Genomic DNA, 13316 nt, shown 5'->3' on the forward strand with positions numbered 1-13316 from the left:
GATATGAGTAAAGAAATTCTGGGCGTCGTTGATGCCGTCTCGAATGAGAAGGGTGTCAGCAAGGCTGTCATTTTCGAAGCGATCGAAGCGGCCCTGGCTTCGGCTGCGAAGAAACGCTATGCAGGCGATCCCGATGTGTGGGTCGAAATCAACCGGAAGACTGGCGAATACCAGACGTTTCGTCGATGGGCGGTGGTGGGCGACGGCGACGAGATCAGTGAGGTCGATCGTCAGTTGACGCTTGATCGCGCCCGCGAGATCAAGCCGGGCGCCGCCGTGGGGGACTTCATCGACGAAGTGCTCGAAAATGCCGGCTTCGGCCGCATTGCTGCACAAACGGCCAAGCAGGTGATCGTGCAGAAGGTTCGCGAGGCCGAACGCGCGCAGATCGTGGATGCTTACCTGCACCGCAAGGGTGAGTTGATCAGCGGCGTGGTCAAGCGGGTGGAGCGCGGCAACGTGATCGTGGACCTGGGCGGCAATGTCGAGGCCCTGGTGGTGCGCGAAGACATGATTGCGCGCGAGCCGGTCCGTAATGGCGACAGGATTCGCGGTTACCTGAAGGATGTGCATTACGAGCCGCGTGGTCCGCAACTGTTCCTCACGCGGGTGGCGCCTGAGTTCCTGATCGAACTGTTCAAGCTCGAAGTGCCGGAAGTCGGTCAGGGCGTCATCGAAATCAAGGGTGCGGCACGGGACCCCGGGGTGCGGGCGAAGATCGCGGTGAAGACGAACGATCAACGCATCGATCCGGTAGGTGCTTGTGTGGGTATGCGAGGTTCACGCGTCCAGAGTGTTTCGAACGAACTCGGTGGCGAACGCATCGATATCGTCCTGTGGAACGACAACCCGGCGCAGTTCGTCATCAACGCGATGTCTCCGGCAGAAGTCGTCTCCATCGTGGTCGATGAGGATCGCCATAGTATGGACATCGCCGTGGCGGAGGAGAAACTATCGCAGGCGATCGGCCGGGGCGGGCAGAATGTCCGGCTGGCGAGTGAGCTGACCGGATGGGAACTGAACGTGATGACGGTCGCTCAGGCTGAGGCCAAGAGCGGCCTTGAGGTTCAGGCGCTGCAGGAGATGTTCATGGCGGCGCTCGATGTCGATGAGGAAGTAGCAGTCATCTTGGTGCGGGAAGGTTTTTCAAGTCTCGAAGAGATCGCCTATGTGCCGGCACACGAGATGCTGGAGATCAGCGAATTTGATGCCGACATCGTAGACGAGCTGCGTGGCAGGGCGCGTGATGCCTTGCTGACGCGCGCGATCGCGGCAGAGGAGCAAGTGGGAAATGCCGAGCCGGCGAGTGATCTGCTGGCGCTCGAAGGCATGGACGAGGAACTGGCATATCTCTTGGCCGGCAAAGGCGTTGCTACGCAGGAGGCGTTGGCGGAGTTGTCGGTCGACGATCTCATCGATATGACTGCGCTTGGCGCAGAGCGCGCAGCTGCGCTGATCATGGCTGCACGCGCACCGTGGTTTAGCAACGAGCAGCAGGCGTAGCCGGCGACGGCGGGGCACAGAATACATGACAGACGTCACGGTTAGGCAGTTCGCAGCAGTGGTTGGAACGCCCGTTGAGCGGCTTCTGGTCCAATTGGCGGAAGCAGGAATTGTCGTCAGCGGCGCGGAAGCGACGATTACTGACAAGCAGAAACTCGATCTGCTCGCTCATTTACGGAAGAGCCACGGCAAGAAGGAGTCTTTGAGCATCGCGGAGCCGCGCAAGATTACGCTGCAGCGTAAGACGCACAGCGAAATCAAGGTTTCGGGAGCGCCAGGGCAGGTCAAGACGGTGAGCGTCGAGGTGCGGAAGAAGCGCACCTATGTCAAGCGGCAGACGCCTGCGGAGTTGACCTCGTCTGCAGAGGCTGGAGAGGTGTCGGTCGGTGTGGAGCCTCAGATTGCTCCCGATGCCGACATCGGCCAGGTCGTGGCGGAGCACGAGCAGGAATTGTTCGAGGCTGCCGAAGCCCATCGGGATGACAGCGAATTCCAGGAAATTGCTGCCATCGCCTCCTCTGCAGCGGACGAGAAATCGTCGCTCGAGGAGGCTGTGCCCGTTGAAGCGAACGTGAAGCCCTCGGCGCCCGTGGCGCCGCGTCCGGCGATTACGCGCTCGACGGCGGTGCTGGCGCGCCCGCGTCAGGAGTTCGGGGCGCGGCCGCGCGGTGACGTGAGCGAACCGGTGCTGCGTGCGGAGGTTGTCGACGCGCAGCTTCGGCCGAAGGTCGTTGGTGTCATTTCGAAGAAGCAGGTTCGCGAGGAAGCCGCGCCCGCGGCACCCGCCGCAGCGCCTGCCCGTCGGCCTGCACGACCGGAAGGAGGGCCGCCGGCGCCGGCGGCCCGTACCGACCGCCCCGCGCGCAGTGAGCGCCCGGAGCGCAGTGGCGTGCCGTCCACGGCAGCCTCGCCTCGCGGGGGTGATGAGACGCGCAGGCGCAGTGCTCCAGCGGAGGCGACGGCGGTAGTGACGACGGCTACACCGGCGCCGGATGCCGGGGCCGGGCGGCGGCGTGACGACACGCGCGGGAAGCGACGGGATGGGGCTGAGGAGCGCGGTGGAAAGTTCGAGTCCGACAGCGATCGTCGGGGGAAGGGTCGCAAGGGGGGCAAGGCCGGGCGTCTGGCGAGTGTCGCGGAGAACAAGCAGGCTTTCGTGAAGCCCGTGGCGCCGGTCGCACGCGAGATCGCGATCCCCGAGACGATCACGGTCGCGGAACTTGCGCAGAAGATGGCGGTGAAGGCGACCGAGGTGATCAAGGCGCTGATGAAGCTCGGCACCATGGTCACGATCAACCAGGTCCTGGATCAGGAAACGGCTGCGATCGTCGCCGAAGAGATGGGGCATCCGTACAAGCTGCTGTCGGAGAGCGCGCTGGAGGATGAACTCGCCGCCGAAACGGGGGCGAGCCATAACGAAGAACGTCCGCGTGCGCCCGTGGTCACGATCATGGGCCATGTCGACCACGGCAAGACCTCGCTGCTCGATTACATCCGTCGCACCAAGGTGGCGGCCGGGGAGGCGGGCGGCATCACGCAGCACATCGGTGCCTACCACGTCGAAACTCCGAAGGGGGTGATCACCTTCCTCGATACCCCGGGCCATGCGGCGTTCACCGCCATGCGCGCCCGCGGTGCCAAAGTCACCGACATCGTCGTGCTGGTCGTCGCGGCTGACGATGGCGTGATGCCGCAGACGGTCGAGGCGATCCAGCACGCCAAGGCGGCCGGCGTGCCCCTGGTGGTGGCCGTCAACAAGATCGACAAGTCCTCGATCGACCTGGAGCGCGTCAAGAGCGAACTGTCGCAGCACGAGGTGATCTCGGAGGAGTGGGGCGGCGACACGCTCTTTGCCTACGTATCGGCCAAGAGCGGGCAGGGCGTCGATGACCTTCTCGACAAGATTCTGGTGCAGGCCGAGGTGCTCGAACTCAAGGCGGTCGTCGACGGACCGGCCAAGGGCGCGGTCATCGAGTCGCGATTGGACAAGGGGCGTGGCCCGGTCGCATCGGTGCTGGTGCAAAGCGGCACGCTGCGCAAGGGCGACATCCTGCTGACCGGCCTCGAATACGGGCGGGTGCGCGCGATGCTGGACGAGAACGGCCAGCAGGTGGACGAGGCCGGGCCTTCGATTCCGGTCGAAGTGCTGGGCCTGTCGGGCACGCCGAATGCCGGGGACGAAGTCGTGGTGGTCAGCGACGAGCGCAAGGCGCGGGAGATCGCCTTGTTCCGGCAGGGCAAGTTCCGCGAGGTCAAGCTGGCGCGCCAGCAGAAGGCCAAGCTGGAGAACGTGTTCAGCCAGATGGAAGCGGGGGCCGTTGCGACGCTCAACGTCGTGCTCAAGACGGACGTGCAAGGCTCTGCCGAAGCCCTCTCCGACGCCCTCACCAAGTTGTCGACGGCGGAGGTGCGCGTCAAGATCGTGTCCGCCGGCGTGGGCGCGATCAACGAGTCCGATGCGAATCTGGCCGTCGCTTCGGAGGCCGTCCTCATCGGCTTCAACGTGCGTGCCGACAGCGCCGCGAAGAAGGTGATCGAGGAGGAAGGCGTCGATCTGCACTACTACAGCGTGATCTACGACGTCATCGACGAGATCAAGAAGGCGCTGTCCGGCATGCTGTCGCCCGAAGTCAAGGAGCAGATCATCGGGCTGGTACAGGTGCGCCAGGTATTCCGCCACCCGAAGTTCGGCGCCATCGCGGGCTGCATGGTGATCGACGGTATCGTCAAGCGCAGTGCACCGATCCGCGTGCTGCGTGACCATGTGGTGATCTTCGAGGGCGAACTCGATTCCTTGCGCCGGTTCAAGGATGACGTGGCCGAGGTGCGCCAGGGCTTTGAATGCGGCATCGGCGTGCGCAACTACAACGACGTGCGCGAAGGGGACCACATCGAGGTCTTCGAGCGCATCGAAGTTCAGCGCACGCTGTGAGGGGCTGACCCGTGCCAAGGGAGTTCTCGCGTACCCGCCGCATCGGCGAGCAGATTCGACGCGATCTCGCCGCGCTCATCCGCAGCGAGATCGGCGATCCGCGCGTGCTGATGGTGTCGATTACCGGGGTCGAGGTTTCGCGGGATCTCGCGCACGCCAAGGTGTTCGTCACCTTCCTCGGCGATGCGCAGGCACGTACCGACGTCATGCGCCTGCTCGCCGAGCACGCCGCGCACTTGCGGCAGTTGCTCGGTCGCGAAATGCGCATCCGCACCGTACCCCGCATCGTCTTCACCTATGACGAATCCATCGAGCGCGGCGCCCGCCTGTCATCCCTGATCGATGCTGCCGTTGCGGCCGATGCCGCCCGGCATCGCAGCGACGACGAGACCGACTGAATGATGGTGCAGCAGGACGCACCGCGGCGCCGTCGGGAGCGGCGCGATGTCCACGGCATCGTGCTGCTCGACAAGCCCGCAGGGCTGTCGTCCAACCTGGCCCTGCAGATCGTCCGGGGCATCTACGGGGCGCGCAAGGCGGGGCACGGCGGCAGCCTCGATCCGCTGGCGACCGGCCTGTTGCCGCTGTTGTTCGGTGAGGCCACCAAGGTGTCGGGGCGCCTGCTGGAGGCGACCAAGGGCTACCGCTTCACCGCACGCCTCGGTATCACGACGAGCACGGGGGACGCCGAGGGCGCCGTCCTCGAGGAGCGGCCGGTCGAACGCTACGACCGGGCGGTGTTCGAGACGGTATTCGAGCGCTTCCGTGGCGAGATCCTGCAGGTCCCGCCGATGCATTCGGCCCTGAAGCGAGAGGGGCAGCCCTTGTATCGCCTGGCGCGCAAGGGGGTGGAGGTCGAGCGGGAGCCCCGTCCCGTCACCATCCACGCGCTGACCCTGCTCGGCTGGGACGACACGAGTTTCACCGCGGATGTGCGCTGTTCGAAGGGCACCTACATACGCACCCTCGCCGTCGATATCGGTGCCGCACTGGGTTGTGGTGCCCATGTCGTGTCCTTGCGCCGCACCGAGGTCGCACCTTACGACGCGACGCGGATGGTGACGCTCGAGGCGCTGCGGGAATGCGCCGAGAACGGGGGCGATGCGGCCCTCGATGCATGGCTGCTGCCGATCGATTCGGCCCTGGTCGATTGGCCCGAGGTCCGCCTGGGCGCGGATGCCGCGCACTATTTCGTCTGTGGCAACGCCGTGCAGACACGCACGGCGCCGCGGCAGGGCTGGGTGCGCGTCTATGCCGACGGTGGCCGTTTCGTGGGGCTGGGAGAGGTTCTCGACGACGGTCGTGTCGCACCGCGTCGTGTTCTGCTGCCGGGAGCGGGGGCGTGACGTGCGCAGCCCGGCGAGGTCTTGCTTGTGACGCCCTTGGGGCGTCGTTACAATTTCGCGTTCAACGCACCATACCGAATCTGGAGTTTCACCCATGTCTCTGAGCACCGAACACAAGGCGCAAGTCGTGCAGGAGTTTCAGCGCGCGGCCGCCGATACCGGCTCGCCCGAAGTACAGGTCGCCCTGCTGACCGCCCGCATCAATGGGCTGCAGCCGCATTTCTCGGCGCACAAGCAGGATCATCACTCCCGCCAGGGGCTGCTGAAGATGGTCAACCAGCGCCGCAAGCTGCTCGATTACCTCAAGCGCAACGATGCGCCGCGCTACCAGGAACTGATCGCCCGCTTGGGACTGCGTCGCTGAACCTCCGGTGTCTTTCGCCTTTCCGCAAGTTTTCTAGGATGGTTCCGTGGCAGCAGTAAGTAAGACCTTTCAGTACGGCAATCATGCCGTCACGCTCGAAACCGGCGAGATCGCGCGTCAGGCCGACGGTGCGGTGATCGTCAGCATGGCCGACACCGTGGTGCTGGTGACGGCGGTCGGCGCCAAGGAAGCCGCTCCTGGTCGTGATTTCTTCCCGTTGACGGTCGACTACCAGGAGCGAACCTATGCGGCAGGTCGCATCCCCGGGGGGTTCTTCCGTCGCGAAGGACGACCCTCCGAGAAGGAGACCCTGACGTCGCGCCTCATCGACCGTCCGCTGCGACCGCTGTTTCCGGAAGGGTTTTACAACGAGGTCCAGATCATCGCGACCGTGCTGTCGGTGAACAGCGAGGTCGATCCCGACATTCCGGCCTTGATCGGCGCCTCCGCTGCCGTCGCCCTGTCGGGCATGCCCTTCAACGGCCCCATCGGTGCAGCCCGCGTGGGCTATCGGGACGGTCGTTACCTCCTCAATCCGACCCATGCCGAGCTTGCAGAATCCCAGCTCGATCTGGTCGTGGCAGGTACCTCGAACGCCGTGCTGATGGTCGAGTCCGAGGCGCATGAGCTGTCGGAGGACGTGATGCTGGGGGCCGTCGTGTTCGGCCACGAGCAGATGCAGGCGGCGATCGACGCCATTCGCGAGCTCGTCGCCGCGGTTGGTGTCGCCCCTTGGGCGTGGACGCCGCCGGCGGGTGACGCCGATCTGGATGCCGCGGTGCGCGATGCTGCGGGCGGGGCGCTGGTGGACGCGTACCAGATCGCCGTCAAGCAGGACCGGCAGAGCCGCGTGCGTGAAGTCCGCGCGACGGCGCTCGAGCGCCTCGCGGCCGGTGACAGCCCGGCGTATCCGGCGGAGGCGGTCAGGAATGCCTTCGCCAACCTCGAGTACCGCATCGTCCGCGATCGCATCCTCGACGGGCATCCGCGCATCGACGGGCGCGACACCCGCACCGTGCGTCCCATCAACATCCGTGTCGGCGTGCTGCCGCGCACGCACGGTTCGGCCTTGTTCACGCGTGGCGAAACGCAGGCCCTGGTGGTCACCACGCTCGGCACCGGCCGCGATTCGCAGATCATCGATGCGATCGAGGGCGAGTACCGCGAGCCCTTCATGCTGCATTACAACTTCCCGCCGTTCTCGGTCGGTGAGACCGGCCGGGTCGGCAGCCCGAAGCGCCGCGAGATCGGTCACGGGCGGCTGGCGAAGCGCGGCGTCCAAGCGGTCATGCCCGACATGGAGAAGTTCCCCTATGTCGTGCGCATCGTGTCGGAAATCACCGAATCGAACGGATCGAGTTCGATGGCCTCGGTGTGTGGCAGCAGCCTCGCGCTGATGGATGCGGGCGTGCCCGTGCGGGCGCCGGTCGCCGGCATCGCCATGGGGCTGATCAAGGAAGGCGAGCGCTTCGCGGTGCTGTCCGACATCCTCGGTGACGAGGATCATCTGGGCGACATGGACTTCAAGGTCGCCGGTACCGAGCGCGGCGTGACGGCGCTGCAGATGGACATCAAGATCGACGGCATCACCAAGGAGATCATGCAGGCGGCGCTCGCCCAGGCGCGCGAGGGACGCTTGCACATCCTCGGCTGCATGAACGCCGTGATCGCCGCGCCGCGCGCCGACATCTCGGCCTTCGCCCCGCGCATCGTCACCATCAAGATCAACCCCGACAAGATCCGTGACGTCATCGGCAAGGGCGGTGCGGTGATCCGGGCCCTCACCGAGGAAACCGGGACGACGATCGACATCGAAGACGACGGAACGGTGAAGATCGCTGCCGTCGACAAGCGTGCCAGCGACGAAGCCCGGCGGCGGATCGAGCAGATCACCGCGGACGTCGAAGTCGGCACGGTGTACGAAGGCAAGGTGGTCCGCATCATGGACTTCGGCGCCTTCGTCAGCATCCTTCCGGGTCGGGACGGGATGGTGCACATCTCCCAGATCTGCGACGAGCGCCTGCAGGCGGTGACCGACAAGCTCACCGTGGGCGATACCGTGCGCGTGAAGGTGATGGAGATCGACAAGCAGGGGCGCGTGCGCCTCACCATGAAGTCGGTCGACTGACGTTCCGGCGCGACCTTGTGGCCCCGGCGGCAAGCGGTTATTCTCGCGCGCCGCTGGCGCCTCAGGGTCGGAGGCCGTTCCAGCAGGATCCCGGAGAAGTGGCCGAGTGGTCGAAGGCGCACGACTGGAAATCGTGTATACGGTAACACCGTATCGAGGGTTCGAATCCCTCCTTCTCCGCCAATGATCTTGTCGGAAGCCGCCTGATCAGGTGGCTTCGCGCTTGTACACCGGTTGCTATGGTGGCCCGTGCCGGTCCCCTCGCGACGAGAAGCTGTGAACCCCGTCAGGCCCGGAAGGGAGCAGCGGCAGCAGCTGTATCGGGCGCCGGGGTGTGGCTGGCACGGGTCGCCACCCCCGATGCCGTTCCGATATAGTGTCGGCCCGCTCCCGAGAACCTCCAGGCGCCCATGAGTCACCAGGTTTTGGCCCGCAAGTGGCGGCCGCGCAACTTCGCGCAACTGGTCGGCCAGGAGCACGTCGTGCGGGCACTCGGTAACGCGCTCGATCACGACCGTCTGCACCACGCGTTCCTGTTCACCGGCACGCGGGGCGTGGGCAAGACCACGCTGTCACGCATTCTCGCCAAGTCGCTCAATTGCCAGCGCGGCGTCAGCTCCACGCCCTGTGGCGAGTGCACGGCCTGCCGCGAGATCGACGAGGGCCGCTTCGTCGACCTGATCGAGGTCGACGCCGCGTCGCGTACCAAGGTCGAGGATACGCGTGAGCTGCTGGAGAACGTCCAGTACGCGCCCACGCTCGGCCGCTACAAGGTGTACCTCATCGACGAGGTGCACATGCTGTCGGCGCACAGCTTCAATGCGCTGCTGAAAACGCTCGAAGAGCCGCCGCCGCACGTCAAGTTCCTGCTCGCCACCACCGATCCGCAGAAGCTGCCGGTCACGGTGCTGTCGCGCTGCCTGCAGTTCAGCCTGAAGCGCCTGCCCAGCCCGGCGATCGCGCGGCATCTCGCCTACATCCTGGGCGAGGAGGGCATCAGCGCGGAGGTCGCCGCCCTCGACCTCATCGCCCGGGCGGGCGACGGCAGCATGCGCGATGCGCTGAGCCTGCTCGATCAGGCCATCGCCTTCGGCAACGGCCGCGTGCTCGCCGCCGACACCGCGGCGATGCTGGGCACCATCGACCGCCGGCACGTGCTGCACCTCGCGGCGGCGCTGGCGGACGGCGAGGCCGAGGCGCTGTTCGCCGCGATCGAGCAACTGGACCGCCAGGCGCCGGACTACGGGGCCGTGCTCGCCGACCTGCTCGCGCTGTGGCAGCGCGTCGCGGTGGTGCAGCTGGTGCCGGGCGCGCCGCTGGACGAGCATTTCGATGCCGAGGTCGTCGCCGGGCTCGCGGCGCGGATGTCGCCGGAAGACGTGCAGCTTTACTACCAGATCGGCTTGCACGCCCGCCGCGACCTGCCGCTCGCCCCGGACCCGCGGGGCGGCTTCGAGATGGGGCTGCTGCGCATGCTGTGTTTCCGTCCGGCCACCGAAGCGGCGCCCGTGCGGCGCGACGAGACCCCACCGCCCGGCGCGGGGGCGCCGCCGGGGCCGACCGGCGGCCGGCGGCGTGGGGCGGCGGCATTGTCGGCGGCACTCGGCGGGCGTTCGGAGAGCGCGACCGTCGTCGCTGCGGAGCGGTCCACCCCGGCGACGGAGCGAATCGTCGCGGTGCCACGGCCGGACACACGCGTCCCTGCCGGCGAGCCTCAGGCACCGACTCAGGGCAAGGAAGTCGTCGCGTGCACCGAAGCGGCGCCGCCGCCTGCGCCGCCGGTGGCGGTCGAGCCATCCGTGGCGGGCGGCGGACCGCGTGCGCCGGCGCCGTCGACCCCGGCAGCCGCGGCGGTCGACTGGGAAGCGTTGCTCGCGGTGCTGGATCTGCGCGGCCTGACGCTCGAGCTCGCACGCCATTGCTCGTGGGGGCATCGCGACGGCGCTCGGGTCACGCTCTGGCTGGATCCCGCGATGGCGCGCGCGCGCACGCCACAAGCCGAAGAGCGCCTCGAAGCCGCCCTGGCGCGGCATTTTGGAACATCCCTGCGCCTGCAGATCGATACCAGTGCCGCGCCGTTGCGGACGCCGGCGGCGGAAGCCAGGCGCCGGGCGGACGAGCGGCAGTCGGCGGCCGAACGTGCGTTTCGTGACGATCCGATGGTACGCACCTTGCTTTCCACCTTCGAGGCAAAGCTGCGCCCCGGATCGATCACGCCGCTCGACAGCGAGCCCGTACCGGTCGCGATCCCATCCGATTCAGTCAGCGAGGAGTAACTGCCATGATCAAAGGCGGCTTGGGCAACCTGATGAAGCAGGCCCAGAAGATGCAGGAAAACCTGCAGAAGGCGCAGGCCGAGATTGCGGCGATGGAGATTTCGGGGGAGTCCGGCGGTGGCCTGGTGCAGGTCGTGCTGACCGGGCGGCACGAGGTGCGGCGGGTGAGTATCGATCCCAGCCTGCTCGCCGACGACAAGGACATGCTGGAAGATCTGGTCGCGGCGGCCTTCAACGATGCCGTGCGCAAGGTCGAGCGCGTGAGCCAGGAGCGCCTGTCCGGCATGACCGCGGGGCTCGGATTGCCGGCGGACCTCAAGCTGCCGTTCTGAGGCCGTGGCCGCCTACCCGCGCCTGCTCGGACAACTGATGGAGGCCCTGCGTTGCCTGCCCGGCGTCGGGCCGAAGTCGGCGAGCCGCATGGCCTTTCATCTCGTCGAGCGCGACCGGGTCGGGGCCGAACGCCTGGCCCACGCGCTTCTCGCCGCCGCCGAGGGGGTGCGCCACTGCCGCCGCTGCCGCAACCTCAGCGAGGCCGAGCTGTGCAGCGTGTGCGCGGATCCCGCACGTGACGCCAGCCTGCTGTGTGTGGTCGAGACGCCGGCCGACGTGCTGGCGATCGAACAGGCCACGGGCTTCCGCGGCCAGTATTTCGTGCTGATGGGGCGGCTGTCGCCGCTCGACGGCATCGGTCCCTCGGAACTGGGGCTCGATCGGCTCGAAGCCCGGCTCGACGAAGGCCAGGTGCGTGAACTGATCCTCGCCACCAATCCCACCGTCGAAGGCGAGGCGACGGCGCACTACCTCGCCATGCTCGCGCGCGAACGCGGCATCCGCAGCACGCGCATCGCCCACGGCGTGCCGATGGGCGGCGAACTCGAATACATCGACGGCGGCACGCTCGCGCACGCCTTTTCCGGCCGGCGCGAGGTCTGAGGCGCGTCGCGACGACCGTGATCACGGCCGACCTGTTCGCCAGCACCGCTACCTGCGAGCGCACCGCGCTGCCGGGGGGCGCCTGGGACTACTGGCCCGCGTGGCTCGATGCCGGGCGGGCCGATCGCTGCCTCGCCTGGCTGCTGCAGCCGGGCGCCATCGCCTGGCGCCGCGACGTGATCCGCATCCAGGGCCGTGAGATACCGGTGCCGCGCCTCACCGCGTGGTACGGCGACGCCGGGCGCGACTACGCCTACTCGGGCATCGCCATGCAGGCGCTGCCGTGGAACCGTGGCCTCACCACGCTGCGGGCGAAGGTCGAGGCGACGACCGGCCATGCCTTCAACGCGGTGTTGCTCAACTTCTACCGCGACGGCCGTGACAGCGTGGCCTGGCACGCCGACGACGAACCCGAACTGGGGGCGGAGCCGGTGATCGCCTCGCTCAGTTTCGGCGCCGAACGCGATTTCCTGCTGCGCCACCGGGCCCGTCGCGTCAACGGGTTACCGCTGCAGCGCCTGACGCTCGCGCACGGCAGCCTGCTGCTGATGCACGGCGTCACCCAGCGCCACTGGGAGCACTGCCTGCCCAAGCGCACCGGCGTCGTCGGGCCGCGCGTCAATCTCACGTTTCGATTCATCCACCCTGACCAGCACACCGAGTGACGCCGATGAGTGACTGCATCTTCTGCAAGATCGTGGCGGGAGCGATCCCCGCCCGCATCGCCTATGAGGACGAGCACGTGCTCGCCTTCCACGACATCAGCCCCCAGGCGCCGGTACACGTCCTGGTGATACCGCGCCGCCACATCGCCACGCTCAACGATCTCGCTCCCGACGACGCGGGCCTGGTGGGGGCGATGACGCTCACGGCGCAGAAACTCGCACGCGACCTCGTCGTCGACGGCACGGGTTTCCGGCTGGTGCTGAACTGCAACGCCGATGGCGGGCAGGACGTTTTCCACCTGCACCTGCTCGGCGGGCGGCGCATGAAGTGGCCGCCGGGCTGAGGGGCGGCTGCTTCTGCCGCTGAAACGAAAGACCCCGCCTGTGCGGGGTCTCGGGTAAGGGGGCGCGGTAGCGCGCCTTACTTCGGTGCCGACTGGCCACCGTTGGACGGCTGGAACAGGCGTGCCAAGGTGATCGGATCGGGCAGGCCGGTTTCCTGCAGCCCCTCCTTCTTCTGGAAGGCCTTGAGGGCGTCGCGCGTCTTGCCGCCCCACTTGCCGTCGGCCGTGCCGCTGAACACCCCCTTGTCCTTCAGGGACTGCTGCGCGCGCTTCAGGGTTTCCGCGTACATCGCACCCTTCTTGTCACCTTCCTTGATCTCGACGATCTCCGACTTGGCCGTCAGGCGCTCTTTCGCCATGCTGGAGATCAGCGCACGGTTGACGGCGAACACCGAGTCCTTGGGGTTCTTGCGGCAGTGGTTGAGGATCAGTTCGCCGAGCAGTTCAGGGGGCTGCCAGGGAGCGATGTCATAGGTGTCGGTAGCGGTCTGGTTGACCGCGGTGATATAGCCCTCGATCCATCCGATCAGGCGTGCCGCATCCGGCCCCTTCGACTCGGCGATCTTGACGAAGGCCTCGCACGACAGCATGCCCGCGCCCTTGGGCGCGAAAGAGCCATCCTTATCGGCTGCGAACGAGGTGAAGGGCAGCAGGCCGAGCAGGCCGAGCAGGGCAATGCGTTTCATGGTGTCTCCGGAACCAGGGCGGGCGCTGCACCGCCACCGTGCGGGCGACCTCATGGGCGAAGCTGACGACGGCGGGGCTGGGGTGCCGGGCCATTGCGGGCAGCCCGGCGAGGGCCGCATCTTAGGCGGGGCGGTG

Annotated in this window: 12 protein-coding genes, 1 tRNA gene and 1 other RNA gene; 13 read left to right on the forward strand and 1 reads right to left on the reverse strand. The window is 67.0% G+C overall.

Features of this window, described 5'->3' with window-relative positions; translation table 11 throughout:
* The first annotated feature begins 3 nt into the window (after positions 1–3).
* From nusA to EV699_RS05115, 13 genes are all read left to right on the forward strand, one after another.
* The gene (gene nusA / locus EV699_RS05055) at positions 4–1503 is read left to right on the forward strand and encodes a transcription termination factor NusA (protein ID WP_132539620.1); all 1500 of its coding nucleotides are present in this window, start codon (positions 4–6) and stop codon (positions 1501–1503) included.
* Between the two features lie 25 nt (positions 1504–1528).
* On the forward strand, positions 1529–4435 hold the full coding sequence (gene infB, locus EV699_RS05060) for a translation initiation factor IF-2 (protein WP_132539622.1): 2907 nt from the start codon (positions 1529–1531) through the stop codon (positions 4433–4435).
* 11 nt (positions 4436–4446) lie between these two features.
* Positions 4447–4833, forward strand: coding sequence for a 30S ribosome-binding factor RbfA (gene rbfA / locus EV699_RS05065; protein ID WP_132539624.1), 387 nt, complete (start codon positions 4447–4449; stop codon positions 4831–4833).
* Positions 4834–5781 carry a tRNA pseudouridine(55) synthase TruB gene (truB, locus tag EV699_RS05070; protein ID WP_243662565.1) on the forward strand — a complete coding sequence of 316 codons (948 nt, stop codon included), beginning with the start codon at positions 4834–4836 and terminating at the stop codon, positions 5779–5781. It abuts the gene before it with no gap.
* A 94-nt stretch (positions 5782–5875) separates the two neighbouring features.
* Complete coding sequence (gene rpsO / locus EV699_RS05075) at positions 5876–6145, forward strand: 30S ribosomal protein S15 (protein WP_132539626.1); 270 nt, start codon at positions 5876–5878, stop codon at positions 6143–6145.
* 46 nt (positions 6146–6191) lie between these two features.
* The gene (gene pnp / locus EV699_RS05080) at positions 6192–8273 is read left to right on the forward strand and encodes a polyribonucleotide nucleotidyltransferase (protein WP_132539628.1); all 2082 of its coding nucleotides are present in this window, start codon (positions 6192–6194) and stop codon (positions 8271–8273) included.
* A 92-nt stretch (positions 8274–8365) separates the two neighbouring features.
* Positions 8366–8456 (forward strand) — tRNA-Ser (locus EV699_RS05085).
* A 67-nt stretch (positions 8457–8523) separates the two neighbouring features.
* An RNA gene (gene ffs, locus EV699_RS05090) (signal recognition particle sRNA small type) lies at positions 8524–8620 on the forward strand.
* Between the two features lie 63 nt (positions 8621–8683).
* Positions 8684–10549, forward strand: a complete 1866-nt coding sequence (gene dnaX, locus EV699_RS05095; RefSeq protein ID WP_132539630.1) for a DNA polymerase III subunit gamma/tau — start codon at positions 8684–8686, stop codon at positions 10547–10549.
* A gap of 5 nt (positions 10550–10554) precedes the next feature.
* The gene (locus EV699_RS05100) at positions 10555–10881 is read left to right on the forward strand and encodes a YbaB/EbfC family nucleoid-associated protein (RefSeq protein WP_132539632.1); all 327 of its coding nucleotides are present in this window, start codon (positions 10555–10557) and stop codon (positions 10879–10881) included.
* A gap of 4 nt (positions 10882–10885) precedes the next feature.
* The gene (gene recR, locus EV699_RS05105) at positions 10886–11485 is read left to right on the forward strand and encodes a recombination mediator RecR (protein ID WP_132539634.1); all 600 of its coding nucleotides are present in this window, start codon (positions 10886–10888) and stop codon (positions 11483–11485) included.
* Between the two features lie 17 nt (positions 11486–11502).
* Positions 11503–12150: an alpha-ketoglutarate-dependent dioxygenase AlkB family protein gene (locus tag EV699_RS05110; RefSeq protein ID WP_243662567.1), complete on the forward strand. Its 648-nt coding sequence runs from the start codon at positions 11503–11505 to the stop codon at positions 12148–12150.
* Between the two features lie 5 nt (positions 12151–12155).
* On the forward strand, positions 12156–12494 hold the full coding sequence (locus EV699_RS05115) for a histidine triad nucleotide-binding protein (RefSeq protein WP_132539638.1): 339 nt from the start codon (positions 12156–12158) through the stop codon (positions 12492–12494).
* A 77-nt stretch (positions 12495–12571) separates the two neighbouring features.
* Here EV699_RS05115 and EV699_RS05120 read toward each other — a convergent pair whose 3' ends face one another.
* On the reverse strand, positions 12572–13180 hold the full coding sequence (locus EV699_RS05120; protein ID WP_165904036.1) for a peptidoglycan-binding domain-containing protein: 609 nt from the start codon (positions 13178–13180) through the stop codon (positions 12572–12574).
* Positions 13181–13316 lie beyond the last annotated feature (136 nt).

This window comes from Plasticicumulans lactativorans (genome assembly GCF_004341245.1).
GTDB lineage: Bacteria > Pseudomonadota > Gammaproteobacteria > Competibacterales > Competibacteraceae > Plasticicumulans_A > Plasticicumulans_A lactativorans.